The sequence below is a fragment of the Agreia sp. VKM Ac-1783 genome, assembly GCF_900177765.1.
Taxonomy (GTDB): Bacteria; Actinomycetota; Actinomycetes; order Actinomycetales; family Microbacteriaceae; genus Agreia.
The window spans coordinates 89,900-114,882 of the sequence record NZ_FXWI01000002.1 but is presented as its reverse complement, the minus strand read 5'-3'; the positions used below and the strand labels follow the sequence as shown (position 1 = coordinate 114,882).

The following is a 24,983-nucleotide window of genomic DNA, read 5'->3' as shown; positions in this document are numbered from 1 at the left end:
ACGCCGACACCATGAAGTTCACGACGACGATCGTGCTCGACGGCAACAACACCGGCCTCGAGGTGCCCGCCGACATCATGTCGGCGCTCGGCGCCGAGAAACGGATCCCGGTCGTCGTCACTCTCGGGTCTCACAGTTACCGCAGCAGCGTCGCGCCCTACAAGGGCCGGCTGATGATCTCGCTGAGCGCAGCCAATCGATCGGCCGCGAACGTCGCCGGTGGCGACGTGGTCGAGGTCGAGATCGAGAGAGACAGCGCGCCTCGTACCGTGACGGTTCCAGACGACCTCGCTCGTGCTTTCAGCGGCGAGCCCGAGGCGAAGGCCCGCTTCGATGCGCTGTCGTTCACGAACCAGAATCGCATCGTGCTGTCGGTCGAGTCGGCGAAGACCGAGTCGACCCGGCAAAAGCGCGTCGAGGCCGCTCTGGCAGAACTCCGCTAGAACCGCTCCGTCTGCAGAAGTCGGTCCAGACCGCGGTTGATCTGCCGAGCCCAGAGCGGGCCACGGTAGAGGAACGCCGTGTACCCCTGCACCAGGGTGGCCCCCGCCCGCAGCCGTTCGGCCACGTCGTGAGCCGTCTCGACGCCACCGACCGAGATCACACAGAGCTCGGCCGGGACCACCGACCGAATGACGCGCAGCACATCGAGCGACCTCGCAGCGAGAGGCGCCCCGGAGAGCCCCCCGGCTCCCGCCGCGGTGACGGTCTCCTCGGATGTGCGGAGCCCCTGTCTCGAGAGCGTCGTGTTCGTGGCGATGATGCCATCGAGACCGAGATCGACGGCGAGTCGCGACACTCTCTCTACCTCCTCGTCGGTGAGATCGGGCGCGATCTTCACGAGGAGCGGCGTGGAACCCGCCTCGGTCTTCACCGCCCTGAGAAGAGGCTCGAGCTTGTCGATCTCCTGCAGCCCACGCAATCCCGGAGTATTCGGAGAGCTGACGTTGACCACGAGGTAGTCGGCCACCGGCGCGAGGGCGCGGGTGCTCGAGATGTAGTCGCCGATCGCGTCGTCGACGGCGACCACGCGACTCTTTCCGATGTTGACACCGATCACGGGCCTTCCTCGAAGCCCCGTTGCCCGAGCAACACGGAGCGACGCCTCGGCCGCTCCCCCGTTGTTGAATCCCATGCGGTTCACGACCGCTCGATCGGCTATGAGACGAAAGAGGCGGGGCTTCTCATTACCCGGCTGTGGATGAGCCGTTATCGTGCCCACCTCCACATGCCCGAACCCGAGCGCGCCCAGCCCCTGGATGCCGCGGGCATCCTTGTCGAAACCGGCCGCGAGGCCGAATGGGGTCGCGAATTCGAGCCCCAGCGTATGCACGGCATGCGGCGATCGGGATGCGGTGAGGCGACGAAAGATACCGCCGAGACCGAGACGTGGAATGAGTCGGATCACCGTGAACGCGAGGTGATGTGCGCGCTCCGGATCGATACGCGTCAGGACGTGGGCGAAGAGGAGCGGATACATTCTCAGTCGACCGTGGCTTCGCTGTCGTTGCTCGATCGGGCTGCCTCGTGCTCGACTCTCAGCAGCGTGATCGCCGCTTCGAAGTCGTCGAGCGAATCGAACCCCTGATAGACGCTGGCGAAACGCAGGTACGCCACTTCGTCGAGTTCACGAAGCGGCTGCAGGATAGCCAGGCCGATATCGTTGGCCTCGATCTGGGCGGCACCGCTGAGCCGGACGGTCTCTTCGACGCGCTGCGCGAGGATGGCCAGGTCGGAATCGGTGACCGGCCGACCCTGACACGCTTTTCGCACGCCGCTCACGATCTTGTCTCGACTGAACGGCACGACCACACCGCTGCGCTTGATCACGTTGAGGCTCGCGGTCTCCGTTGTGCTGAAGCGCCGACCGCACTCGGGACACTGGCGTCGGCGTCTGATGGCGAGGCCGTCATCGGTCGTTCGGGAGTCGACGACGCGCGAATCGGGATAGCGGCAGTAGGGGCAGAACATGTCGCGGGGCCTAACGGTCGGGAGAGTGGAAGCGTACGGCAACAGCCTCAGCGTGCGCCGGAAGATTCTCGGACTCGGCGAGCGCGTGGATGCGGTCTTTCACGTCCTGCAGCGCCGCACGGTCGTAACGGATGATCTGCTGCGGACGGAGGAAGGTGTAGGCGCCGAGGCCTGAGGAGAATCGCGACTGACCTCCCGTCGGAAGCACGTGATTGGAGCCCGCCAGGTAGTCGCCGAGGCTGACGGGCGAATAAGCGCCCAGAAAAATCGCGCCGGCGTTGTGGATCGTCGAGACGACGGCGTCTGGATCGACCGTCTGGATCTCGAGGTGCTCTGGACCGTAGGCATTGCTGAAGTCGGCGGCGGCCGACAGATCGTCGACGAGCACGATCGCCGACTGCACGCCGTCGAGCGCGATCGCCACCCTCTCGGCGTGACGGGTCGAGCGTGCGACATCGTCGAGAAGTGACCGAACCTGGTCGGCGAGTTCCGGCGAATCGGTCACGAGGACCGCCGCCGCCAGCTCGTCGTGTTCGGCCTGGCTCACCAGGTCGGCTGTGACGAACGAGGAATCCGCGCTTGCGTCGGCGATGATGAGGATCTCGGTCGGTCCGGCTTCGGAGTCGATACCCGTTCGCGAACCGACGATGCGCTTCGCCGCGGCGACATAGACGTTGCCCGGGCCGGTGATGACCTGAACCGGGTGGAGATCGAGGTCGGGAACGCCGAAGGCGAGTGCACCGATGGCGCCCGCTCCGCCCATGGCGTAGACCTCGGTGATTCCCAGCAGTCCCGCTGCACCGAGAATCGTCGGGTGCACGGATCCACCGAATTCGCTCTGTGCGGGTGATACGAGGGCGATCGATGCGACTCCGGCGATCTGCGCGGGCACCACGTTCATCACCACACTCGACGGGTAGACCGCTTTGCCGCCCGGAACGTAGAGACCGACCCGTTCGACTGGGTGCCACCGCTGCTCGATGACAGCGCCATCGCCCAGCGTCGTCGTCGTGGCCGACGGAACCTGAGCTCGTGTCGCCTTGCGAACACGCTCGATCGCTTCTTCGAGAGCCGCGCGCACCTGAGGATCGAGTGTGGCGACAGCGTCGTCGATGTCGCTCTGGGACACCCGGATCGACCGCGGCGTGACACCGTCGAATCGCAGCGCCTGGTCGAGGATCGCCTGCTCTCCCCTGTCGATCACGTCATCGATCAGCTGCTGAGCTGCGACCCGCGCTACCGACACGTCGGTCAATGACCGAGGCACGAGGTCGATGAGTTCTGAAGGGCTAGGCTTGTGACCCCGAAGGTCGATCGTCTGAATCATGGCCTGTCCATTGTATTGGCCAGTGCCCGTCGGCGGCCGCCGCAGGGAATAGCTCACACGCAGTGTCGAGTTGGAGGACAGTGTGACCGATACAACCCAGCCCGACGCGCCCGAGGGCACGTCCAGTCAGCCGCAGACTCCCGACGACCTCGTCGCCTTCAAGCAGGCGTTTCGGCGCCACGCTGCCGGCGTGGCCGTCGTGACCGCCCTCTCCCCCGATGGCGCACCCGTCGGCTTCACCGCCACGTCGTTGTCGTCGCTCTCCGCTGTACCGCCGATGGCGACCTTCAATATGGCGCGCTCCGCCAGCGCCTGGCGGGCCATCGCCGAGACCGACTATGTGGCCATCCACATGCTCGGCGCGCGTAACAGGGCCGTCGCCGAGATCATGTCCGGCGACCACGCCCTGCGCTTCGAGGGCGATCACTGGCACGCGGGCCCGCATGGATTGCCGATTCTGAACGACGTGACCGCATGGATGGTGGGGCGCATCATCGGACGTATGCCACTGCACAACAACGCCGTCGTCGCCGTTCAGGTGGAGCAGGGCGGCCTCGGCGATGACGATGAGGCGCTGCTGTACCACGAGCGGGCGTACCGTCTTCTCGGCGACCACGCGTAGCCCTCGCGTCGGGCACGCGAGAGCAGCGGCCTCACGCCAGGCAGTTCGGGCCGAGCAATGACTTCAATTCGCCGTACAGATCTGCCGATACCCGCACCGGATAAGGGATCTCGAACACCCTCGCTGTCTGACCCTTGACCAGCTTCAGGCGGACCTCGGTGTCTCCGGAGTGCCGGATGAGGACGTCGTTCAAGGCCTGCACGGTGTCTGTGGTGGCGCGAGACTCGGTCATCGAGATCTCTACCGGGCCGAAACCGCCGGCCTGACCGAGGTCGGGCGAGAACAGGCTGAACGCGTGCAGATTCAGGCCATCGTCACGCATGCTGACGCGCCCGCGTACGACGACGATGGCATCGTTCGTCAGCGCTGGGGCGAACTCCTGGTACGACTTGCCCATGAACATGGCGGTGACCTCGCCGCCGAAGTCCTCGATCTGGATCATGCCGTACTGATTGCCGCTGTTGCGCGCCGTGCGGTGCTGAACGCTGGTGATCAGGCCCGCAACCGTCACCTGATCGCCGTCTTGGGTGTGCTCGCTGGCGAGCAGGTCGGTGATCGATGTCGACGCGTGCTTGGCAAGCGGAATCTCGAGACCCGCGAGCGGATGATCGGATACATAGAGGCCGAGCATCTCGCGCTCGAAGGCGAGCTTGTCGCGCTTCGTCCATTCGGGGCGCTCGGGAACCTGACTCTCGGTCTGAGGCTCATCCCAGAGACTGTCGAAGTCGAAACCGACCTGGCCGTTCGCCTCTGCCCTCTTGTCGCTCACCGCGCTCTCGACCGCGTCCTCGTGGATCTCCATCAGCGCGCGACGCGACGATCCCAGAGAATCGAACGCGCCGGCCTTGATCAGAGACTCGATAGCCCTCTTGTTGGTGACAGGAAGAGGAACCTTGCGAAGGAAGTCGTGGAACGACTCGAAGCGGCCCTTCTCTTCGCGGGAGTTCTTGATGCCGTCGACGACGTTGAACCCGACGTTGCGCACGGCACCGAGGCCGAAGCGGATGTCCTCCCCCACGGCGGCGAAGAAGCCGATCGACTCGTTGACGTCGGGCGGAAGGACCTTGATGTTCATGCGACGACACTCGTTGAGATAGAGCGCCATCTTGTCTTTGGAGTCGCCGACGCTGGTGAGAAGCGCCGCCATGTATTCGGCCGGGTAGTGCGCCTTGAGGTAGGCCGTCCAATACGAGACGACACCGTATGCCGCCGAGTGCGCCTTGTTGAAGGCGTAGTCGGAGAACGGCAGAAGGATGTCCCAGAGCTTGGTCACGGCTTCCATCGAGTAGCCGTTGGCTTTCATTCCGGCAGAGAAGCCCTCGAACTGCTTGTCGAGCTCGGACTTCTTCTTCTTTCCCATCGCACGCCGCAGCAGGTCGGCCTGCGCCAGCGTGAAGCCGGCGAGCTTCTGAGCGACCGACATCACCTGCTCCTGGTACACGATCAGGCCGTACGTCGTTCCCAGTACTTCGTAGAGGGGCTCTTCGAGCTCGGGATGAATAGGCGTGATCGGTTGCAGCCCGTTCTTGCGCAGCGCGTAGTTCGTGTGCGAGTCGGCGCCCATAGGGCCAGGCCGGTAGAGGGCGATCACAGCAGAGATGTCTTCGAAGTTGTCGGGCTTCATCAGACGCAGGAGTGAGCGCATGGCCCCACCATCGAGCTGGAACACACCGAGGGTGTCGCCGCGTGCAAGGAGCTCGTAGGACGGCACATCGTCGAGCTCGAGTTCTTCGAGGACCGGGCGGTGCCCGCGGTTCGACTGGATGTTGTCGAGCGCGTCGTCGATGATCGTCAGGTTGCGAAGACCGAGGAAGTCCATCTTGATGAGACCGAGGGCCTCAGCAGCCGGGTAATCGAACTGCGTGACGATCTGCCCGTCTTGCTCACGCTTCATGATCGGGATGATGTCGATCAGCGGCTCGCTCGACATGATCACGCCGGCAGCGTGCACACCCCACTGCCTCTTGAGGTTCTCGATGCCGACGGCCGTGTCGAACACGGTGCGCGCCTCGGGATCGCTCTCGATCACGGCACGGATGTCGGACGCTTCTTTGTAGCGCGGGTGCTTCGTGTCGAAGATGCCCGACAGGGAGATGTCTTTGCCCATGATGGGCGGTGGCATCGCCTTGGTGAGCTTGTCTCCCATGCCGAAGGGGAAGCCCAGAACGCGAGACGAGTCCTTCAGCGCCTGCTTGGCCTTGATCGTTCCGTACGTGACGATCTGGGCCACGCGCTCGTCGCCGTACTTCTCTGTGACGTATCTGATGACCTCGCCGCGGCGACGGTCGTCGAAATCGACGTCGAAGTCGGGCATCGAGACGCGGTCGGGGTTGAGGAACCGCTCGAAGATCAGACCGTGCCGGATCGGGTCGAGGCCCGTGATGTTCAGCGCATACGCCACCATCGAGCCCGCTCCGGAACCACGGCCGGGGCCGACGCGGATGCCGTTCTTCTTCGACCAGTTGATGAAATCGGCCACCACGAGGAAGTACCCGGGGAAGCCCATCTGCAGGATGACACCCGTCTCGTACTCGGCCCTCGCCCGCACATCGTCGGGGATGCCGTTGGGGTACCGCGCCATCAAGCCGATCTCGACCTCTTTGATGAGCCAGCTGTCTTCTGTCTCACCTTCGGGAACGGGAAAGCGCGGCATGTAGTTCGCGGACGTGTTGAACACCGTCTCGCAGCGTTCCGCGATCAGGAGAGTGTTGTCGCACGCCTCCGGGTGGTCTCGGAAGAGGTGCCGCATCTCGGCCGCGGTCTTGAGATAGAACTCGTCGGCGTCGAACTTGAAACGGTTGGGGTCGGAGAGAGTGGAACCCGACTGGACGCACAGCAGAGCCGCGTGACTCGTTGCATCGTGGGCATGCGTGTAGTGCAAGTCGTTGGTTGCTACCAGCGGCAGATCGAGCTCTTTGGCAAGCCGGAGCAGGTCGGGCATGATCTGCCGCTCGATGCCGAGTCCGTGATCCATGATCTCGGCGAAGTAGTTCTCTTTGCCGAAGATGTCACGGTAGTCGGCTGCCGCCTTGCGCGCCTCGTCGTATTGGCCCAGACGCAGACGGGTCTGCACCTCGCCACTGGGGCATCCGGTGGTGGCGATGAGCCCTGTCGAGTACATACTCAACAGTTCGCGATCCATACGGGGTTTGAAGTAGTACCCCTCGATCGAGGCTCGCGACGACAGTCGGAAGAGGTTGTGCATGCCCTCCGTGGTCTCGGAGAGGAGAGTCATGTGCGTGTAGGCGCCAGACCCGGAGACGTCGTCGCGGCCGGAGTTCGGGCCACCCCACTTGACTCTGGTCTTATCGCCGCGCGCGGTGCCCGGCGTGATGTACGCCTCTGTTCCGATGATCGGTTTGATGCCCGCGTCGGTGGCCGTCTTCCAGAAGTCGAACGCCCCGAAGACGTTGCCGTGGTCTGTCACGGCGACGGCGGGCATGCCCTGCTCGACTGCCGCCTCGATCAGGGGTTTCACCCGCGCGGCACCATCGAGCATCGAGTACTCGCTGTGCACGTGGAGGTGAACGAATGAATCGTGAGAGGGCACAGATGACTCCGACTAAAGCTGGGGCGAGAGGTCTCTAAGTTTACGTCGGCTCCCCCGACACGCGACCTCAGTCGCGACGAAGAATGTCGAGCGCGTGCTGCAGGTCGAGAGGATACGGCGATTCGAACGACACGTACTCGCGGGTCCGTGGGTGGATGAATCCCAGCCGCTTCGCGTGCAGCCACTGCCTCGTGAGGCCGAGGCGTGCCGAGATCGTCGGGTCCGCTCCATACATCGCATCTCCGACGCACGGATGCCGTTGGGCGGCCATATGGACGCGGATCTGATGCGTGCGGCCGGTCTCCAGATGCACCTCGAGCAGCGATGCCGAGGGGAACGCCTCGAGCGTCTCGTAGTGCGTCACGCTGGGCTTGCCGGCGGCGGTCACCGCGAACTTCCAGTCGGACCGGGGGTGACGACCGATGGGAGCATCGATCGTACCCGCGAGGGGGTCGGGATGACCCTGCACGACCGCGTGGTAGATCTTGTCGACCTCGCGGTCGTGAAAGGCACTCTTGAGCCAGGTGTAGGCGTCTTCGCTCTTCGCCACGACCATGAGTCCGCTGGTGCCCGCGTCGAGTCGATGGACGATCCCTGCACGCTCGGCGGCCCCACTCGTGGAGATGCGGAAGCCCGCGCCCGCCAGTGCTCCGAGAACCGTCGGGCCGGTCCAGCCCACAGAGGGATGCGCCGCGACGCCGACCGGCTTGTCGATGACGACGATGTCGTCGTCGTCGTAGACGATTCCGAGATCGGGCACGTCGATCGGCACGATCTGGACCTCGGTCTTGGGGCTCCAGGTGACCTCGAGCCACGAGTCGGCCCGGAGTCTGTCGGACTTGCCGACCTCGACTCCGTCGACCGTCACTCCGCCGGCATCGAGGATCTCAGCCGCAAAGGTGCGCGAGAATCCGAGCATCTTCGCCAGCGCCGCATCGACGCGGCTGCCGTCGAGGCCGTCGGGCACCGGAAATGAACGACTCTCCGCCATCAGGAGGTCTCGCCCGGCGATGTCGCCGACGATTCCCGTGCGCCGTCCGACTCGTCGTCTTCGGGCCGGACGGGTCGAGAGCCGTCGAGCCCGACGCCACGCAGGGTCAGGATGAGGAAGAGCCCCATACTGACCACGATCGCCGAGTCGGCGATGTTGAAGATGGCTGGCAGCAACGGGATGCGGAGGAAGTCGACCACGTGGCCGACTCCGAAGCCCGGCTCTCGGAACAGACGATCCGTGAGATTGCCGAGCACACCGCCGAGGAGGAGACCGAACACGATCGCCCACCCGAGGGAACGGATGCGCCGTGCGAACCAGATGATGAAGACGGTTACCACCGACGCGAGGATCGAGAAGATCCAGGTGTAGGCGTTGCCTATAGAGAAAGCAGCGCCCGGGTTTTTGACGAACTGAAACTGGAGGAGGTCGCCCAGCACGGGGACGACCTCATCCGGTTTCAGCGTTGTGACTACGAGGTACTTGGAGCCTTGATCGAGGATAAACGCAGCGATTGCAACGAGAACCAGGACGATCAGGACCCTGGGACTGGCCTTCGCGGCAGTCCTAGCCTCCAAAGCCGGTGTAGCTCGGTGCGGACGAGTTCGATCCGCCTTCGGTGCCCGAGGAGTCGAGGTCGCGGAGCTGGCCCTCGATGTAGCTCTTGAGCTTCACACGGTAGTCCTTCTCGAACGACCGCAGCTCGTCGATGCGGTGCTCGATGGCAGCCTTCTCCTGGTTGAGACGCGCGAGGTCGTTGCGCTGCTTCGTCTCTGCCTCGGCGACGATGCGTGCGGCGGTCGCGTGACCTTCGGCGATGAGTGCATCGCGCTTGTCCGCGCCCTCCTTGACGTGCTCGTCGTGCAGGCGGCGCGCCAGCTGAAGGAGATTCGTGGTCGAAGCCGCGTCGTCGTCGGCAGCGGGGGCCGGCACAGCGGAGACGGGGGCCGGAGCGGCAGCGACGGGTTCGGGGACGACCTCGTCGGCCACAGGAGCGTCGACGACCGGCTCGGAGACGACGGGCGCATCAGCAGCCGCAGAGGGAGCGGAGCCGCCCGAGGAGAGCTGAGCACGAAGCTCCTCGTTCTCCTGGGTCAGTCGACGCAGTTCGACGACGACCTCGTCCAGGAAGTCATCGACCTCGTCCTGGTCGTAGCCCTCGCGGAACTTGGTCTGCGCGAAGCGCTTGTTAACAACGTCTTCTGGAGTTAACGCCATGTTCTTCCACCTTTATTACATTCGACGAACGGGGATATCGCTAACCAACGCTAGCAATAAACACGGCGGCAGGCGTTGAGGCCCACGGGCACGTGTCTCGATTGTGCATGACACACACTACAGCGAGCTACGCCGAATACCTGACGAAGTTCAGGATGGACATGGCGATGATGACCAGCAGCATCACGATGCTCCACCCGAAATCGAATGCCACAGGTCCGAGACGGAGCGGTGGGATGATTCGGCGGAAGAACTTGATCGGAGGATCGGTCACCGTGTAGGCGACCTCAGCGATGAACAGGACGAACCCGGCCGGTCGCCAGGAGCGCTGGAAGCTCTGTACGAGGTCGAGTACGAAACGTCCCCACATGAGGAAGAAGTAGACGAGCAGCGCGTAATACGCGACTGTCGCGACGATGATGACGAGTAGATCCACTCGTCAATTATGACTGGACGAAGAAGGAAGACTCCGCGCGCGTGTCGGCCGAGGTGTCTCCGGATACGGAGACGTGCGACGGCGACAGGAGGAACACCTTGCTGGTGACGCGCTCGATCTTGCCGTAGAGCCCCTGCGAAAGGCCGCCGGCGAAGTCGATGAGACGTCGAGCGTCGGCATCCGTCATCTGCGACAGGTTGATGATGACCGGGATTCCCTCGCGGAAGTTCTCGGCGATGACCTGGGCATCTTTGTACTGTTTCGGGTGAACCGTGAGGATCTCGTTCATTTCAGTGGGTGCCACGTTCTTCTGGATGTGCGTCTTGCGCAGCGGAGTGACCGGTGCCCGCGTTGCGGCCGGTGCGGCGTGCGTCTGCGCAGAGTGGGACTGGGGAGCGGGGACCGGGGCGACGGGACCAGGGGCGGGAGTTTCGTACTCCAGCTCTTCGTCCGCCAGACCCAGGTACACCATCGTCTTGCGAAGCGGGTTGGCCATTGTGTTCCTCCGGTATGTGGTTCAGGTGCCTAGTCGCAAGATTAACCGTCCGCCGGACGATTTCCAGTGATTGCGGTACCAATTCGTAGGTGTGTCGCCCCTTCGGCGATCGCGGACTCGAAGTCCGCCGACATGCCGGTCGAGATCGACGACGCCATGGGCGCGGTCAGCCGGATGCGCTCCGACAGCTCGCGAACCCGAGCGAAGGCGGCCCGCGGGTCGGCCCCGAGAGGCGCCACGGCCATCAGGCCCTCGAGCCGGATGCCCGGGGCACGCAGTGCGTGTTCGGTCAACTCTTCGAGCTGCTCGGCCGCAGCTCCCCCGCGCGCAGGGTCGTCGGTGAGATTGACCTGCAGAAAGATCGACGTGTCCTCGTCTGCAGACGACAGCGAGTCGATCAGGGAGGCGCGGTCGATCGAGTGGATGATGTGCGCGTATGAGCGCACCTGCCTGGCCTTCTTGCCTTGCAACTGCCCTACGAAGTGCCACCGGAGGTCGGCGAGATCCGCGAGTTCAACCGCCTTCTCGCGGGCTTCCTGATGCCGGTTCTCGGCGACGTCCCGCACGCCGAGCTCGTAGAGCTCGCGCACGAGAGACGCCGGATGGAACTTGGTCACCGGAATGATCGTGAGCTCATCCACGCTGCGCCCGGCTCGGGCCGCAGCGGCTGCGGCCCGAGCCGTGACCTCGGCGAGACGCTCCTCGAGTGTCACTTCAGGAAGTCGGGGACATCCAGGTCGGTGTCATCATCTTCCGACGCAGGATCGAAGGCGACGGCTCCGGTGAGGTGATGTTCGCCCGTCTGCGACCAGGCAGGCGTCTCGGCCGGCTGCTCCTCGGCGTGGCGAACCGGCGCCAGAGTCGAGATGGCCGTTCCGCCCGCTCCGTATGGGTCTTTCTCGTCAGCTGATGCGACGAAGCTTCCGCGCCTCTGCTCCGTTGCATCGCCGCCGTCGAAGCCTGCGGCGATCACGGTGACGCGCACCTCGTCGCCGAGCGTGTCGTCGATGACCGCACCGAAGATGATGTTCGCCTCGGGGTGCACGGCGTCTTGGACGAGCTTGGCGGCGTCGTTGATCTCAAAGATTCCCAGGTTCGATCCGCCCTGAATCGAGAGGAGCACGCCGTGGGCGCCCTCGATGCTCGCCTCGAGAAGCGGCGACGCCACGGCGAGCTCAGCCGCTTTGATCGCTCGATCAGCCCCACGAGACGAACCGATTCCCATGAGTGCAGAACCCGCGCCCTGCATAACGCTCTTGACGTCGGCGAAGTCGAGGTTGATCAGCCCGGGGGTGGTGATCAGGTCGGTGATGCCCTGGACACCGGCGAGGAGTACCTGGTCGGCAGTGGAGAAAGCCTCGAGCATGCTGATGCCGCGATCGCTAATCTCGAGCAGACGGTCGTTCGGGACGACGATGAGAGTGTCGACCTCGTTCTTGAGAGTCGCGACGCCGTCTTCGGCCTGGGCGGCACGGCGCTTGCCCTCGAATCCGAAGGGCTTCGTCACGACACCGATGGTCAGAGCACCGATGGACTTCGCAATACGTGCGACGACCGGAGCGCCACCCGTTCCCGTTCCTCCACCCTCGCCCGCGGTCACGAAGACCATGTCGGCGCCGGACAGGGCCTCCTCGATCTCCTCCGCATGGTCTTCGGCTGCTCGGCGTCCCACCTCGGGGTCGGCTCCTGCACCGAGTCCGCGAGTGAGCTCACGACCGACGTCGAGCTTGACGTCGGCATCGCTCATCAGCAACGCCTGCGCGTCGGTGTTGATGGCGATGAACTCGACACCCCGCAGTCCGAGTTCGATCATTCGGTTGACGGCGTTGACGCCGCCGCCGCCGATTCCGACAACTTTGATGACTGCGAGATAGTTCTGGTTGGTTGTCACGTCCGGCCTCCGCTGGAACCCTAAACCTCTAGCTGAGACTTAAAGTTATATCGAGTATGCATTTCTTTGTTTCGAACCTAAGGGCGCGGCTGGGTCCTGCCACTCCACACGCCCCGCGTGTCGCGAACTGAACGGGCAATGAGGGCTCCTTGCGACCCGCTGGGCGGTCAGTGGGTGATCGGAGCCTCGGGCGAGGACACGTCGTATTCGGTGACGTCGGGGATGCCGGGGTTCGAGATCATGCTCGCAACGATGCGCGCCTTGAGCGCCGAGTCCTCGGCACTCCCCCACACCACCCGTTGTCCGTTCGTCAGAGCGAGCGTCACGGAATCCGGCGTGGGCGCGCTCACCGAGTCGACCTGGGCGAGGAAGTCGGGGCTCAGCGCGAGCAGGACCTGGCTTGCGGCAGCAAAGCCGGGCGAGTCCACCGGCGTCGCTGCGACATCGATGGTCGGGTAACCAGGCGCGCGGGCCGGCGTGGTCTCGACGACGACACCGGCGGCATCCACCAGATTGAAGGCACCGTCGACGGCGACCGTCACGATCGGGCGCCGCTCGACGATCCGGATCACGAGCGTGTCCGGCGGGCGAGCCTCCGTGACATAGCTCTGGATGAGCGGGAAGGTCTCGAGAGCCTGTTTGACCTCGCCGAAATCGACCAGCGTCAGCGGCCTGCCGAGCTGGTCGCTGAGGGCCGCCGACACCGCGGAGGCATCGACGCGGGACGCGCCCTCGACGGTGATCGTCCTCACAGCGAGCAGGGGTGAGTACGCGGTGAGAACAACGACGAGAACCAGTGCGACGGATGCGGCGAGACCTATGAGGTACTTGCGTCGACGCGTGCGGGTTGCCTGCGTGAACCGCCGAGCCTCCGCTCGCTCGTACCGACGACGGCGCTTCTCGGCATGGGCGAGGTTCTTCTCGGCTTCGGCCGCCTTCTCGACGGTGGGATCGGTGCGACGAGTGAGCCACCACGGCTTAGGGCTCGAATCGTCATCGTCGCGCGCCGCGTCGTGCTCTGCATCGTGCGTCACCTCGGGCAACGGAGGGAGAGATCGGAAGTCCGCGAGACCCTCCGATGCCGGATACACCGCGGCTGGAACGATGTCGATCGGTTCGGTTGTCGCGTCGTCGCCAGACGACTTCTTCGAACGACGGATGCCGACGGGGGCGCGTCGACGAGGCGTCGCGTCGCGGTGTTCGATCGGTTTCTCGGCCTCCGGTGGCCCGGCGGGCGGTGGGGTCACCCCAGGAGGTCTCTTCATGCCGCCGGGGGCGCCTGCGTCTCACGGGCCAGCGCGTCGAGCAGCTGCGGCACGATCAGATTGACATCCCCGCATCCGAGGGTGACGACGAAGTCGCCAGGCCGGGCGATCGAGGCCATGAAGTCGGCCGCTTTCTGCCAGTCATCGATGTAACGCACGGCATCGGCGTCAGAGAACCGCTCGGAGACCAGCGCACCGGTCACTCCCGGCACCGGATCTTCACGGGCGCCGCAGACGTCGAGCACGATGGTGAAGTCGGCCGTGCGCTCGAGAGTCTCGGCGAATTCACCCGCCATCAGCTGGGTGCGAGAGTACAGATGAGGCTGGTGCACTGCGATGATGCGACCCTCCCCGACGACCGTGCGGGCCGCGGTGAGAGCTGCAGCGACCTCGGTCGGGTGGTGCGCGTAGTCGTCGTAGACGCTGACCCCCCTCACCGTGTCGTGCAACTCGAATCGGCGACCTGTGCCGGCGAAGTGAGCGATGGCATCCAGCGTCTCAGCCGGCGCGAAGCCCATGCCGACCAGCACGGCGAAAGCCCCGGCCGCGTTCAGCGCGTTGTGCCGGCCGGGTACCAGCAGCGAACCCGGGTAGTCGGTGCCGAGGTAGCTCACCTGGAAAGTGACTTTGTCACCGGTCTCGACGGAGTGGAGACGCACGTCGGCGTTCTCGTCTTCTCCGAAGGTGAGCACGCGCGTGGAGGCGAGTCGCTGGGACACTCGCACCGCGCCGGCGTCGTCGGCCGAGATGACCACGAGTTCCGAGGCCTCGTCGGCGAACGTCACGAAGGCGTCCTCGACGGCCTGCACCGAGCCGTAGTGGTCGAGATGGTCGGGGTCGACGTTCGTGATGAGCGCGACGGCCTTGTCGTACAGCAGGAACGAGCCGTCGGATTCGTCGGCCTCCAGTACGAAGATCTCACCCTCGCCGCTCGCCGAACTCGTGCCGAGAGCCGAGATCACTCCTCCGTTGACGAATCCGGGCTTCTGACCGAGCTCGATCAAACCCGTCACGATCATGCCGGTCGAGGTGGTCTTGCCGTGCGCTCCCGCGACGGCGATGAGGCGATGACGGCCCGCGACCCAGGCCAGCGCCTGCGATCGGTGGAGGATCGGGATGCCGCGCTCTTTCGCGAGGACGTATTCGGGGTTGTCGGGCCAGAGGGCACTCGTCACGACGAGGGTGTCTGCGTCACCGAGGTTCTCGGCCGCGTGACCGATGCTGATGCGGGCACCGAGTTGCCGCAGAGCCTTCGTGCCCTTCGACTCCTTCGCGTCCGATCCCGAGACCGGGATGCCCGCGTCGATCATGAGGCGCGCGATACCGCTCATGCCTGAGCCGCCGATGCCGACGAAGTGCACCGCACCGAGCTCGGCGGGTATCTGCTGACTGAGGTCTGGCTTGATCACGGGGTACGACTCATTTCTTCGAACGGAACCCGGCGCAGAGCGCCGGACCAGTGATCAAGATTACGCTCTCGACACTGCGCGCTGGATCAGTTCGGCCAGTCGCGCATCGCCGTCGGCGATGCCGACCTTGCCGGCCGCACTCGCCATCGCCTCGATGCGTGGGCGGTCGGCGAGGAGTAGCCGCAGTTCGTCGGCGACGAAGCTCGGAGTGAACCGGGCATCGTCGACGAGCACGGCCGCGCCGGCCTCCACCAGGTCGTGAGCGTTGACCTTCTGCTCGCCGTTGCCGACGGGGTACGGAACGAGCACGCTCGGAAGACCCAGCACGGCGAGCTCGGAGACCGTTGCCGCTCCGGCCCGCGCGACGACGAGGTCGGCCGCGGCGAACGCGAGGTCCATGCGGTCGGAATATCTCACGACGACGTAGCCGTCGATGCCAGGGTCGACGAGGTCAGGCTTGTCACCCCAGATATGCAGAATCTGCCACCCGGCGTCGAGGACCGAACCGTACGCATCCCGGATCGTGTGATTGAGCGTCTGCGCCCCCAGCGATCCGCCGGTGACGAGGAGCACGGGAGCTGAGCTGTCGAGCCCGAAATTTTCTCGCGCGGACTCTGCCACCGCATCGATGTCGAGCGAGGCGATCTCGCTGCGGAGAGGCAGTCCCGTGAGCTCGGCGTGCGGCAGCGGCGTACCGGCGAACACGACACCGACATAGGGAGTGAACCGCGCGCCGAGCCGGTTCGCGAGCCCTGGTCGGGCGTTGGCCTCGTGGATGACGATGGGTACGTGGGCGCGACGAGCCGCCAGATACGCGGGTGCAGCCGCGTAACCCCCGAATCCGACGACGACATCGACCGATCTGTCGGCGATGAGCGAGCGCAACTGCGAGATGACACCGAGAAGACGCGGAAAGAACGTGACGGCTGCCTTGCCGGGCCTGCGAGGGAACGGAAGTCGCGGAATGACCACGAGTTCATAACCGCGGAGCGGCACGAGGCGGGCCTCGAGCCCCTCTGCCGTGCCGACCACGATGATCGACGCGTCGGGTTCACGTCGCCTCAACTCATCGGCGGTCGCGAGCAGGGGGTTCACGTGCCCGGCGGTTCCTCCACCGGCCAGAAGGTAGGTCGTCATCGAATCGCGTCCGTCGACGGCTCGCCCGCTGAGGCGCCGTTCTGTCTCGAGATCGACAACACGATGCCGATCGCCACCAGTGTGGTCACGAGAGCAGAGCCTCCGGAGGATATGAGCGGAAGTGGCACACCGAGAACGGGCACGACCTGCAGTACGACGGCGATGTTCACGAACGCCTGGCCGATGAGCCAGACCATCACCGAGCCGGTGACGACTCTCGAGAAGAGGTCGGTCGACGACCTCACGATGCGCAGGAACGAGATCGCCAAGACGACGAACAGGGCCAAGACGACGATCGCGCCGACGAGCCCCAGCTCTTCACCGATGATGGCGAAGATGAAGTCGTTGTCAGCGGCGGGCAGCCAGAGCCACTTGGCCTTGCTGTTGCCCAGCCCGACGCCGAACACTCCCCCGGCGGCCATGGCCCAGTCGGCGTGCTGGTTCTGATACGACAGACCCGTCTGGTCGCCCGAACCGATTCCGAGGAAGTTCTCGATACGCGACAGCCTGTTTGCGCTCGTGAGCGCGATCACCAGCGTCACCACGATTCCGATGATGACGGGGATGACCAGCAGGCGGAACTTGATACCTGCGAAGAACAGCGCACCGAAGACGAGGGCCGTCATGATCATGACGGTGCCGAGGTCACCACCGAGCATCACGACGAAGATTCCGAGTCCGGCCACGGGCAGCGCCGGAATCAGGACGTGACCCCACCGATGCAGATGCGGCTCTTTCTTCGAGAGGATCACTCCGAGCCACGCGACCAGGCCGACTTTGATGAGCTCCGACGGCTGGGCGTTGAACCCGCCTATGCCGATCCAGTTCCGGTTGCCGCCCACCTCGATGCCGAGCGGCGTGAACAGCACCAGCAGTTGGAGCATGATCCCGGCCACGAGAGGGAGCCAGGCCAGGCGTCGCCAGACGCGCACGGGAAGCTGGGAGATGATGAGCATCAACGGAACGCCGATCACGGCGAAGATCGCCTGGCGCCAGAACACGCCGAACGATCCCTGAGCACCCGCGTACGACGAGACCGAACTCGACGACAGCACCATGACGAGACCGAAGAGCAGCAGGAACAGCGTCGTGCCCAGGAGGAGGAAATAGCTCCGTGACTCGGGTTGGAAGGCCCGGCCGAGCGAGATTCTCGCCGTGCGGGCCGAACGGGGCTCGTCAGTCGCCGAGGAGGCGGCGCTCGTTCGGGGTTTCGCCGTCGAGGGCGGCGGCATCGTTGGTCGCAGTGCCTGCGGACGCGCCGTATGCGTCCGAACTGTCGGTCGTGTCGTCGTCAGTCGGATCGCCTCCCAAGTAATGTCGCACGGCGTGTGCAAAGCGGTCGCCACGGTCGGAATAGTCGGTGAATTGATCCATCGACGCGGCCGCAGGTGCCAGAAGCACCACGTCACCGGGCACCGCGAGAGCGGCAGCCAGTTCGACAGCGACCGACATGACACTCTTAGTCTCCGTGCCCGTCACCTCTCGCACCGGAAGGTGGGGCGCGTGTCGCTGGAATGCCTCCCGGAGGGCCGAGCGATCCTCGCCGAGAAGTACGACCCCTCTCAGCTTGGGTGCGCGCGCACGTACGAGGGGCTCGATGTCGACGCCCTTCAGGAGCCCGCCCGCGATCCACACCACCGAGGGATACGCCGAGAGCGACGCTGCGGCGGCATGCGGATTCGTGGCCTTGGAATCATCGACCCAGGTGATGTCGTCGCGGATCTCGACGACCTCGATGCGGTGCCGATCGAGCTGGAAGGCATCGAGCGCCGACCTGATGGCCGGGATCGTCACGCCCACGCTGCGGGCGAGCGCTGTCGCCGCCAGGACATCGGCCACCGTGTGCGGTGCGCCCAGGCCTGCGGCGGCCAATCGAGCGACGGTGGTGATCTCGAGAGCCGAGCTGTGACGATCGTCGTGGAACGCGCGGTCGACGAGGATGCCGTCGACGATGCCGAGATCACTGGGGCCAGGCACACCGAGATCGAATCCGATCGCTCTCGCTCCGTCGACGACCTCCGCGTCTTCGACCATCTTGAGTGTCACCTCGTCGGCGCGGTTGTAGACGCACGCGCTTCGCGTGTTCGTATAGACGCGGGCCTTCGCGGCCACATAGGCCTCCATCGATCCGTGCCAATCGAGATGATCCTCGGCGACGTTGAGACAGACGGCAGCCCACGGGGACATGCTCGAGGTCGAATGCAACTGGTAGCTCGAGAGTTCGACCACGAAGACGTCGAAGCCCTGCGGATCACGCACAGCGTCGAGCACGGGTACACCGATGTTGCCGCAGGGCGCCGCCCGCAGCCCGCCAGCGGCGAGCATTGCAGCCGTCAGTTGCACGGTGGTCGTCTTGCCGTTCGTACCGGTCACGGCGATCCACTCGGCCGGAGCGCTTCCGGCGCCCGAGACGCCGACCTTGTCGCGCAGTCTCCAGGCGAGCTCGACGTCGCCCCACACAGGAATGCCGTGCTCGAGCGCCCACACGATCACCGGATGATCCGGATGGAATCCCGGCGACACGACCAGCAGCTCGGGATCGAGCGACTCCAGCTCCGACGGCACAGACACCAGCGGCGACGCCTGCACGAGATCTGCACCGATCACCTCGAGCATGAGCCGGTAACGGTCGTCGACCTTTTCGGCGACCACGAGCACACGTGAACCGAGCTCGGCCAGCGTGTCGGCCACGGAGAATCCTGTCACGCCGAGGCCCAGCACGCCCACGCGGAGGCCCGACCAATCGTCGTGCCAACTCGTCAGACCGAGCGCCCTGGCGTCGACCGGCTCCGTCATCGCGAGATCCACTCGAGATAGAACGACCCGACGCCCGCGGCGACGAGAAGTCCGGCGATGATCCAGAACCTCACCACGATGGTGACCTCTGCCCAGCCCTTGACCTCGAAGTGGTGATGGAGCGGACTGGCCAACCAGATGCGCTTGCCCTTGGTGAGCTTGAAGTAGGTGAGCTGAATGACCACCTGGCCGGCGACGATCACGAAGATTCCGCCGATGACGACGAGCAACAGCTCCGTGCGGCTCAGGATGGCGAGGGCAGCGAGCGCCCCGCCCAGCGCGAGAGAACCGGTGTCGCCGAGGAAGATCTTCGCGGGGTTCGTGTTCCACCACAGGAACCCGATGAGAGCCCCCACGATCGCGGCGGCGACGATCGCGAGATCCATGGGGTCGCGCACCTCGTAGCACTTGCCCACGACCTCGGCATTCAAGTGCGGGTTGAAGCAGTTCTGGCTGTCCTGCCAGAAGCCGATGAAGACGAACGCCCCGATGGCCAGGATGCTCGACCCGGGCGCCAGCCCGTCGAGACCGTCGGTCAGGTTCACGCCGTTCGACGTGCCCATGACGATCACACAGACCCACACCACGAAGGCGATGACGACGATGGCGGGGATGACGAGCATGTCGAAGTCGATGTGCGTGTCGCGCACGATCGAGATCGCTGTCGAGGCCGGGGTGACGCCGTTCTTGTCGGGAAAGTTCAGCGCGAGGATCGCGAAGGCGACGCCGACCACGATCTGTCCGATGAGCTTGGCTGCAGGGCCGAGACCCAGGCTGCGCTTTCGATGCGTCTTGATGAAGTCGTCGATGAATCCCACGACGCCGAGCCCGACCATGAGGAAGAGCACGAGAAGCGCTGAGATCGAGACGCCACGTTGAGTCAGGAGGAGAGCGACGAAATAGCCGAACAGCGTGGCGAGCACGATGACGATTCCGCCCATGGTCGGCGTTCCACGCTTGACGTGGTGCGTCTCCGGGCCGTCCATATTGATGAACTGGCCCCAGGCCAGTCGTTTGAAGAGCCTGATGAAGACGGGCGTCATGAACAGCGTGAAGACCATCGAGAGGGAGCCGGCTGCGAGAAGCGTGATCATGCGAAGAGCTCCCCCAGTCGGTCGCCGAGGAACCTCAACCCGGCGGAGTTCGACGACTTGACGAACACGATGTCGCCAGATTTCAGATCCGGCGCCAGGGCGTCATATGCCTCGTCGGCGGTCTCGACGAACTGCGACTCGCCGTCCCATGATCCCTCGTGCGTCGCCGCCAGGTGGAGGGCGCGCGCGCCCTCTCCCACGACGATCAGCTTCTCGATGCCGAGCCGCACGATCATGCGGCCGATCCGGTCGTGCTCTTCGAGCGAGAATTCGCCGAGCTCGCTCATCTCGCCGAGAACGGCGATCTTGCGCGACGTCGGTGTGGCGATCTGCGCCAGCGTCTTGAGTCCGGCGACCATCGAATCGGGGCTCGCGTTGTAGGCGTCGTTGATCACGGTCACGTTGTCGCGACCGCCGAGTACCTCCATGCGCCAGCGTTCCGCTCGAGTGACGGTCTGCAGGGCGTCGACGATGCGATCGATCCCGACCCCGAGGCTCTCTGCGGCCGCGGCGGCCGCCAGGGCGTTCATCACGTGGTGCTCGCCGAGAACTTTGAACCGCACCGGTCGGCTCTCGCCCGAGGCGAGGGTCAAGACGAAGTCTGTGCCACCGGCGTGTGCCGCCACGTCGTGCGCACGCACCGCAGCCCGCTCGTCGAGGCCGAACCACACGACTCGCGCCGCGGTCTTGTCTGCCATCCCCGCAACGCGGGCATCGTCGATGTTCAGCACCGCGACATCCGACTGCTCGAGGTCGGTGACCATCTCGGTCTTCGTGGCCAGCGTCGTGGCGATGCCGCCGAACTCTCCGGCGTGCGCGAGGCCCACGGTGAGAACCACCCCGACATCGGGTTTGGCCATACGGATGAGTCTCGTGATCTCCCCGGGGCCGGATGCGCCCATCTCGGCGACGAGATACCGGGTCGACGGCGTGAGCTTCAGCATGGTGAGAGGTGCGCCCACCTCGTTATTGAACGAGTCTCGAGGAGCGACCGTCTCGCCTTCGGACTCGAGGATCGAGCGCAGCAGGTTCTTGGTGGTCGTCTTGCCGTTCGATCCCGTGATGCCGACGATCCGCAACAGTCCGTGCTGCCGAACACGGCGCACCACCTCGGTCGCCAGCGCACCGAGGGCGAGTACGGCGTCGTCGACGATGATCTGAGCGACCATCGCATCGGACGGTCGTTCAGCGATCACGAGCGAGGCGCCGGCCGATACCGCTTTGTCGATGAAGAGGAATCCATCGCTGAACTCGCCGGGCTTGGCGACGAAGATGCCTCCGTCGCGAATCTCTCGCGAGTCGGTGTCGACGACGCCGGATACGACGGTCTCAGGCGAGATCCCTTGAGCCTCGAGGGTGCCAGGGATCACGAGCCGTCCGCCGGTGATGTCGGCGATGTCATGAAGTGTGAGCTGAAGCATGGGTCAGAGCCATCCGTATTCCTGCAGGGCGAGCCGTGCCTCGTCGCGCGCGGAGTAGGGAATCTTCTCGCCCGCGACTTCCTGATAGTCCTCGTGGCCCGGACCGGCATGCAGGATGACGTCACCCTCGCCGGCCACAGAGAGGGCCTTCCTGAATGCGAGCCTCGGGTCGGGGACCTCGTAGAGTTCGACATCGTCGCGAGCGTCACGCGCGGCATCCAGGAGCACCGAGCGAATCGACGCCGGATCTTCGAACCGGGGGTTGTAGTCGGTGATGACCACGACATCCGCGAGACGCGCGGCGATCGACGCCATGTCGACCCTCTTGGTCGTGTCCCTGTCTCCATCGGCACCGAAGACCATGATCACCCGGCCATCCGTGACTCGACGGAGTGCCTCGAGGGCGCTTTGGAACGCGTCGGGGCTATGCCCGTAGTCGATATAGACACGGGGGCCCGCGTCGGCAGACACCTTCTCGGCGCGACCGGGTACGAAGGCATCGATGCCGCCGTCTCGATCGAGCACGTGCGAGATCGCCTCGAGGTCGTAACCCGATTCGACCAGCATCACGATCGCCAGTGCCGCGTTCTCGGCCATGAACCGGCCGAGAATCGGGATACTCGTGGTGATCGATCGATGATCGGGGCCTTCGATCGTGAACCGCGTGTAATCGACGGTCTCTTCGAGGATCGTCATCCGCCAATCCGCAGCGACTCCCGGCTTCGTCGAGATCGTCGCGACGGGGATTCGTGACTCGTCCGCGAGCCGGGAACCCCATTCTCCGTCGACGAGAACAACTCCGCGGCGGGCGCGATCCGGTTCGAACAGCGCGCGCTTCGCCTCGAAGTAGTCCTCCATCCGGCCGTAGTCGTCGAGGTGGTCGTGCGTGAGATTCGTGAAACCGACGACGTCGAAGACGATGCCATCTACTCGGTGTCGAGTCAGCGCCTGCGCCGAGACCTCGATGATCACCGACCGCACCTCCGCCTCGCGCATGCGGGCGAGCAGAGCATGCACCTCGGTGGCCTCCGGGGTCGTCAGCGTGCTGGTGATACGCAGCTCGCCGATGCCGCGCTCGGCCGTGGTGCTGAAGCCGGCGACGATGCCGAGCTGCGACAGGATCGCGTCGAGGATGTAGGTCACGCTCGTCTTGCCATTGGTGCCGGTCACGCCGAACAGCGTGGGCGGATCGTCGAGAGTGCGGTAGATCCAGGCCGACACCGCGCCCAGAGCCTCGCGCGGATGCGGAGTGACGATCACCGGCAGTCCGCTGTCTGCGGCGAGGGCGGCGCCCTGCGAGTCGGTGAGTATCGCCACGGCGCCGCTCTGAGCGGCGGCAGCGGCGAATGCGGCACCGTGCACATTGCGTCCGGGCAGACCGACGTAGAGGTCGCCGGGCAGGATGTCCTTCGACGTCAGGCTGATGCCGGTGACGGAATCGGGCGCGAACTCACCGATCTGCTCGAGCTCGAAGTCGGCGACGAGCTGAGAGAGCGATCGTGCGATCGGATGTTCCGGGCGCAGTCCCTGCGAAACCCGATCCGGCACAGATGACTCCTTCATTCAGTAAGTAGTGGGCAGGTTGGGCGCTGGAACCGTGGACGGCTGCACCCGATATGTCTTCAGCACCTGTGACAGTACCTTCTGGAAGACCGGCGCTGCCGCCAGTCCAGATGTAATGGTAACGGGCTTCCTGATGGTGACCGAAACCACGTACTGAGGATCGTCCGATGGTGCCATGCCCGCCATCGACGTGAGATACGCGCCTCCATATGCACCCGAACCGTTGCTCATCTCGGCCGTTCCGGTCTTGGCGGACACTCGGTATCCCGGGATCTTCAAGGCATCGGCGGCGTATCCGGTCGTCGCCACGGACTCCATCATGTGCACGGTGTCCTGGGCGGCCTGGGGCGAGATGACCTGCTCGCCGGTGGAGGGGGCGGGAGCGTCTGTGACTGTGCCGTCGTCGTGCCGACATCCCTCGAAGAGCTGGACGGGCATCCGCACGCCGTTGTTGGCGATGGCCTGGTACGCGCTCGCCATCTGCACCGCAGTCACGGTGAGTCCCTGACCGAACGTCGTGTTGTAGATCGTCTGATCGTCGAGCTGGGTCGGGCCGCTGACTCCACCGGGAAGGATGTCACCGGAATCCTCACCGACGAATCCGACCTCGGTCGGCTTTCCCAGGTGGAACTTGTTCATGTAGTCCCAGCGCTGATCGACGGACATGTTGTTGCTGAGCATGGAGATGCCCGTGTTCGAGGACTGCTCGATGACACCGGTCAAGGTCCAGCGCATGTCTGGGTGATAGAACGAGTCGTGGATGACGGCGTCGCCCGACTTGTACTCGTAGGGCGCGAGCACCTGGCTAGCCGGAGTCGCAGCGCCGGCGTCGATCAGAGACGCCGCCGTGATGGATTTGAACGTCGAGCCGGGCTCGAAGGGATCGCTGAAGACCTTGGCGCCCCGATAGGCCGGGTCGGTGGCGTCGATGTTATTCGGATCGACGGTCGGATACTCGGCCGCCGTGAGGATCTTGCCCGTCTTGGCCTCGGTCACGACGACTGTGCCCGATTCGGCGCCGACCTCGGTCACGCGCTGGGCCAGAGCCTCTTGGGCGAAGTACTGCAGGTCGCTGTTGATCGTCAGCTGCACCTTGCCACCATCGACAGCCTTCTTCAGGGTCACAGTGGATCCGGGAATCGCTACGCCGTCTTCTCCGGTCTCTGTCACCTCGCTGCCATCGCTGCCGGCGAGGCACGCGTTCTGCGTGAGTTCGGTGCCCGCCAATGCGGTTCCGTCTGCGCCGACGAATCCTACGAGGTTGCCCGCGACGCTGCCGTCGGGATACGTGCGCGACTGATCGGCCTTGTAGTAGAGCCAGGGGATGTCGAGCGCGCGGATCGCGTTGTAGGTCGACACATCGACGGACTTCGAGATCTGCGCGTACCGCGAGGTGGGGTCGGCCGTGACGATGGCCGTGATGACGGCCGGGTCGAGCCCCATCACCGATGCGAGTTCACCGATCGCCTGATCGGCACTGACCTTGACGTCGCCGGATCCGTCTGCAGCCGGGCGATCGAATTCGGCGACGGCCGAGGGGTCTGCCTCGATGGCGTAACGCAGGATGCTGGTGGCCAGCACCACACCGTTGGCGTCGACGATGTCGCCGCGCGTGCCCAGAGTGACCGTGCTGTCGGAACGACTGGCGAGCGAGGTGGCGTTCAGGCTGTCGGCCTGAACGATCTGAATATCGACGAGCCTGACGCAGAACACCGACACCACGGCGACGATGATGAGCACCGCGATGGTCACGCGCCCTCGAGTTGTTCTGGCTGTCGTCGGGGTCACGTGCGGCC

22 protein-coding genes are annotated in these 24,983 nt (G+C 64.9%); 2 read left to right on the top strand and 20 right to left on the bottom strand.

The window, feature by feature from the left end:
• Positions 1-11: 11 nt before the first annotated feature.
• A complete protein-coding gene (locus CCK87_RS05560; RefSeq protein WP_086460493.1) occupies positions 12-443 on the top strand; it encodes a YdeI/OmpD-associated family protein in 432 nt (143 codons plus the stop codon).
• Here the strand turns inward: CCK87_RS05560 and CCK87_RS05555 are convergent.
• From CCK87_RS05555 to hisD, 3 genes are read right to left on the bottom strand one after another with little or no spacing between them, the layout of a single operon-like run.
• Complete coding sequence (locus CCK87_RS05555; RefSeq protein ID WP_086460492.1) at positions 440-1,480, bottom strand: quinone-dependent dihydroorotate dehydrogenase; 1,041 nt, start codon at positions 1,478-1,480, stop codon at positions 440-442. The two genes, CCK87_RS05560 and CCK87_RS05555, sit on opposite strands and share 4 nt — an antisense overlap.
• Before the next feature lie 2 nt (positions 1,481-1,482).
• Positions 1,483-1,971, bottom strand: coding sequence for a transcriptional regulator NrdR (nrdR, locus tag CCK87_RS05550; RefSeq protein WP_086460491.1), 489 nt, complete (start codon positions 1,969-1,971; stop codon positions 1,483-1,485).
• 10 nt (positions 1,972-1,981) lie between these two features.
• Positions 1,982-3,298 carry a histidinol dehydrogenase gene (gene hisD, locus CCK87_RS05545; protein WP_086460490.1) on the bottom strand — a complete coding sequence of 439 codons (1,317 nt, stop codon included), beginning with the start codon at positions 3,296-3,298 and terminating at the stop codon, positions 1,982-1,984.
• An 82-nt stretch (positions 3,299-3,380) separates the two neighbouring features.
• On the opposite strand from hisD, the gene CCK87_RS05540 reads away from it, so the two are divergent.
• Positions 3,381-3,920 (top strand): flavin reductase family protein, encoded by a 540-nt coding sequence (locus CCK87_RS05540; RefSeq protein WP_086460489.1) that lies wholly within the window; start codon positions 3,381-3,383, stop codon positions 3,918-3,920.
• Between the two features lie 31 nt (positions 3,921-3,951).
• Here the strand turns inward: CCK87_RS05540 and dnaE are convergent, their stop codons facing one another.
• From dnaE to CCK87_RS05455, 17 genes are all read right to left on the bottom strand, one after another.
• Positions 3,952-7,470 carry a DNA polymerase III subunit alpha gene (gene dnaE / locus CCK87_RS05535; protein ID WP_086460488.1) on the bottom strand — a complete coding sequence of 1,173 codons (3,519 nt, stop codon included), beginning with the start codon at positions 7,468-7,470 and terminating at the stop codon, positions 3,952-3,954.
• A 67-nt stretch (positions 7,471-7,537) separates the two neighbouring features.
• The gene (locus CCK87_RS05530) at positions 7,538-8,461 is read right to left on the bottom strand and encodes an RluA family pseudouridine synthase (protein ID WP_086460487.1); all 924 of its coding nucleotides are present in this window, start codon (positions 8,459-8,461) and stop codon (positions 7,538-7,540) included.
• The gene (gene lspA / locus CCK87_RS05525; protein ID WP_283160429.1) at positions 8,461-9,039 is read right to left on the bottom strand and encodes a signal peptidase II; all 579 of its coding nucleotides are present in this window, start codon (positions 9,037-9,039) and stop codon (positions 8,461-8,463) included. Before lspA ends, CCK87_RS05530 begins: the two co-directional genes overlap by 1 nt.
• Entirely contained in the window at positions 9,029-9,679 is a 651-nt protein-coding gene (locus CCK87_RS05520) for a DivIVA domain-containing protein (RefSeq protein ID WP_086460486.1), read from the bottom strand. Before CCK87_RS05520 ends, lspA begins: the two co-directional genes overlap by 11 nt.
• Before the next feature lie 127 nt (positions 9,680-9,806).
• Positions 9,807-10,115 (bottom strand): YggT family protein, encoded by a 309-nt coding sequence (locus tag CCK87_RS05515; RefSeq protein ID WP_283160428.1) that lies wholly within the window; start codon positions 10,113-10,115, stop codon positions 9,807-9,809.
• 7 nt (positions 10,116-10,122) lie between these two features.
• Complete coding sequence (gene sepF, locus CCK87_RS05510) at positions 10,123-10,611, bottom strand: cell division protein SepF (protein WP_085488220.1); 489 nt, start codon at positions 10,609-10,611, stop codon at positions 10,123-10,125.
• A 41-nt stretch (positions 10,612-10,652) separates the two neighbouring features.
• Complete coding sequence (locus CCK87_RS05505; RefSeq protein WP_086460485.1) at positions 10,653-11,324, bottom strand: YggS family pyridoxal phosphate-dependent enzyme; 672 nt, start codon at positions 11,322-11,324, stop codon at positions 10,653-10,655.
• Positions 11,321-12,502 carry a cell division protein FtsZ gene (gene ftsZ / locus CCK87_RS05500; protein WP_086460484.1) on the bottom strand — a complete coding sequence of 394 codons (1,182 nt, stop codon included), beginning with the start codon at positions 12,500-12,502 and terminating at the stop codon, positions 11,321-11,323. The genes CCK87_RS05505 and ftsZ overlap by 4 nt, the downstream gene beginning before the upstream one ends.
• 167 nt (positions 12,503-12,669) lie before the next feature.
• Complete coding sequence (locus CCK87_RS05495; RefSeq protein ID WP_086460483.1) at positions 12,670-13,767, bottom strand: FtsQ-type POTRA domain-containing protein; 1,098 nt, start codon at positions 13,765-13,767, stop codon at positions 12,670-12,672.
• Positions 13,764-15,176 (bottom strand): UDP-N-acetylmuramate--L-alanine ligase, encoded by a 1,413-nt coding sequence (murC, locus tag CCK87_RS05490; RefSeq protein WP_086460482.1) that lies wholly within the window; start codon positions 15,174-15,176, stop codon positions 13,764-13,766. Before murC ends, CCK87_RS05495 begins: the two co-directional genes overlap by 4 nt.
• Before the next feature lie 60 nt (positions 15,177-15,236).
• On the bottom strand, positions 15,237-16,313 hold the full coding sequence (locus CCK87_RS05485) for a UDP-N-acetylglucosamine--N-acetylmuramyl-(pentapeptide) pyrophosphoryl-undecaprenol N-acetylglucosamine transferase (protein ID WP_086460481.1): 1,077 nt from the start codon (positions 16,311-16,313) through the stop codon (positions 15,237-15,239).
• Positions 16,310-17,545 (bottom strand): putative lipid II flippase FtsW, encoded by a 1,236-nt coding sequence (gene ftsW / locus CCK87_RS05480; RefSeq protein ID WP_086460480.1) that lies wholly within the window; start codon positions 17,543-17,545, stop codon positions 16,310-16,312. Before ftsW ends, CCK87_RS05485 begins: the two co-directional genes overlap by 4 nt.
• Complete coding sequence (gene murD, locus CCK87_RS05475; RefSeq protein ID WP_086460479.1) at positions 17,490-19,109, bottom strand: UDP-N-acetylmuramoyl-L-alanine--D-glutamate ligase; 1,620 nt, start codon at positions 19,107-19,109, stop codon at positions 17,490-17,492. The genes ftsW and murD overlap by 56 nt, the downstream gene beginning before the upstream one ends.
• The gene (gene mraY / locus CCK87_RS05470; protein ID WP_086460478.1) at positions 19,106-20,203 is read right to left on the bottom strand and encodes a phospho-N-acetylmuramoyl-pentapeptide-transferase; all 1,098 of its coding nucleotides are present in this window, start codon (positions 20,201-20,203) and stop codon (positions 19,106-19,108) included. The genes murD and mraY overlap by 4 nt, the downstream gene beginning before the upstream one ends.
• On the bottom strand, positions 20,200-21,624 hold the full coding sequence (murF, locus tag CCK87_RS05465; protein ID WP_086460477.1) for a UDP-N-acetylmuramoyl-tripeptide--D-alanyl-D-alanine ligase: 1,425 nt from the start codon (positions 21,622-21,624) through the stop codon (positions 20,200-20,202). The genes mraY and murF overlap by 4 nt, the downstream gene beginning before the upstream one ends.
• A gap of 3 nt (positions 21,625-21,627) precedes the next feature.
• Complete coding sequence (locus tag CCK87_RS05460) at positions 21,628-23,172, bottom strand: UDP-N-acetylmuramoyl-L-alanyl-D-glutamate--2,6-diaminopimelate ligase (protein ID WP_249273738.1); 1,545 nt, start codon at positions 23,170-23,172, stop codon at positions 21,628-21,630.
• A 15-nt stretch (positions 23,173-23,187) separates the two neighbouring features.
• A complete protein-coding gene (locus tag CCK87_RS05455) occupies positions 23,188-24,975 on the bottom strand; it encodes a penicillin-binding protein 2 (protein WP_086460475.1) in 1,788 nt (595 codons plus the stop codon).
• Positions 24,976-24,983 lie beyond the last annotated feature (8 nt).

Excerpts from the sequence above, each read along its gene's own strand:
- CCK87_RS05560 (WP_086460493.1), top strand. The coding sequence starts at position 12 with ATGAAGTTCACGACGACGATCGTGCTCGACGGCAACAACACCGGCCTC.
- CCK87_RS05555 (WP_086460492.1), bottom strand. The coding sequence starts at position 1,480 with ATGTATCCGCTCCTCTTCGCCCACGTCCTGACGCGTATCGATCCGGAG.
- nrdR (WP_086460491.1), bottom strand. The coding sequence starts at position 1,971 with ATGTTCTGCCCCTACTGCCGCTATCCCGATTCGCGCGTCGTCGACTCC.
- hisD (WP_086460490.1), bottom strand. The coding sequence starts at position 3,298 with ATGATTCAGACGATCGACCTTCGGGGTCACAAGCCTAGCCCTTCAGAA.
- CCK87_RS05530 (WP_086460487.1), bottom strand. The coding sequence starts at position 8,461 with ATGGCGGAGAGTCGTTCATTTCCGGTGCCCGACGGCCTCGACGGCAGC.
- CCK87_RS05520 (WP_086460486.1), bottom strand. The coding sequence starts at position 9,679 with ATGGCGTTAACTCCAGAAGACGTTGTTAACAAGCGCTTCGCGCAGACC.
- sepF (WP_085488220.1), bottom strand. The coding sequence starts at position 10,611 with ATGGCCAACCCGCTTCGCAAGACGATGGTGTACCTGGGTCTGGCGGAC.
- CCK87_RS05495 (WP_086460483.1), bottom strand. The coding sequence starts at position 13,767 with ATGAAGAGACCTCCTGGGGTGACCCCACCGCCCGCCGGGCCACCGGAG.
- CCK87_RS05485 (WP_086460481.1), bottom strand. The coding sequence starts at position 16,313 with ATGACGACCTACCTTCTGGCCGGTGGAGGAACCGCCGGGCACGTGAAC.
- ftsW (WP_086460480.1), bottom strand. The coding sequence starts at position 17,545 with ATGCCGCCGCCCTCGACGGCGAAACCCCGAACGAGCGCCGCCTCCTCG.
- murD (WP_086460479.1), bottom strand. The coding sequence starts at position 19,109 with ATGACGGAGCCGGTCGACGCCAGGGCGCTCGGTCTGACGAGTTGGCAC.
- mraY (WP_086460478.1), bottom strand. The coding sequence starts at position 20,203 with ATGATCACGCTTCTCGCAGCCGGCTCCCTCTCGATGGTCTTCACGCTG.
- murF (WP_086460477.1), bottom strand. The coding sequence starts at position 21,624 with ATGCTTCAGCTCACACTTCATGACATCGCCGACATCACCGGCGGACGG.